This window comes from Ralstonia sp. 1138 (assembly GCF_040544795.1).
Taxonomy (GTDB): Bacteria; Pseudomonadota; Gammaproteobacteria; order Burkholderiales; family Burkholderiaceae; genus Ralstonia; species Ralstonia flatus.
On sequence record NZ_JBEPKQ010000027.1, the window covers coordinates 1 to 1,010 of the forward strand.

The following is a 1,010-nucleotide window of genomic DNA, read 5'->3' on the forward strand; positions in this document are numbered from 1 at the left end:
TGTCACCGCCCCCACATCCACGCGTACCATGCCGGTGTTCGCACTCAGGCTGGCGTACGTGTCGCTGCCTCCAAACGCCGCGTCCGACACGAACACCCGCAGATCATTGGGCCCAGCGATTTCGCTACGGGGCGAGCCCCATAGTGATATCGCATCAATGCTCTGCACGGCACCAAGATCAAGCTCGATATAGCCGCCGGTTCCCGACGCAGCTCCAGCGTACGCCAGGTTGCTCGCCCCATTCAGGCCACCGTTCCACCCACCGCCGACGCTATCGTCCGTAAGTGCATACGGACTATTCACATATGTAGCAAGAAGGTTACCGTTATCCACGCCACTGTGACTCGCCTTGCCCGCCGCAACGTCCACGCCCCCCGCATAGACCTTCATCCCTGTCAGGGACACCGTTGCGTTATAGGTGGTGCTATAGATCCGGATGTAGCGGCCCGTTTCCCCAACGACTGTCGTCGTGCCGGCAACCGTCTTCGTCACCTTCCCCTGGCTCAGATCGGCGTTGATGCCAGGACCGGCAAGAGCGTGCAGATCCTCGTAAGAGGCAGTGTCTATGCCGCTTCCTCCATCAATTCGATCAGTGGTCCGAACCTCGCCCTGAACAATCACATCATCCCCATCGCCGCCCTGAATGACATCCGACCCGGAGCCACCATACAGTTCGTCATTGCCATCACCACCGTTGATCGTGTCGTCGCCAGCGCCGCCGCGCAACACATCGTCGGCCGCCCCACCGTTGATGATGTCATTGCCGTCACCGCCTGACAGGACATTACTGTTGGCGTCTCCTGTCAGCCTGTCATTCAGTGATGTGCCAACCACGTTCTCGATATTGGAAATCGTGTCGACAGACTGCGTGATCGTGTCGGAGCTCACTACCCCCATATCCGTGTGCGCTATGTTGGTGTTCGCGCTCAGGCTGGCGTACGTATCGGTGCGAGCAAACGCTGTGTTGGACACAAACACGCGCAGGTTGTTGGATTCATTTGCATAGTCGG

The 1,010-nt window shown here is 58.9% G+C and carries 1 protein-coding gene; it reads right to left on the reverse strand.

The window, feature by feature from the left end; all coding sequences use genetic code 11:
• On the reverse strand, positions 1–1,010 hold a 1,010-nt coding region (locus ABIC76_RS25565), incomplete at both ends, for a calcium-binding protein (RefSeq protein WP_354535659.1).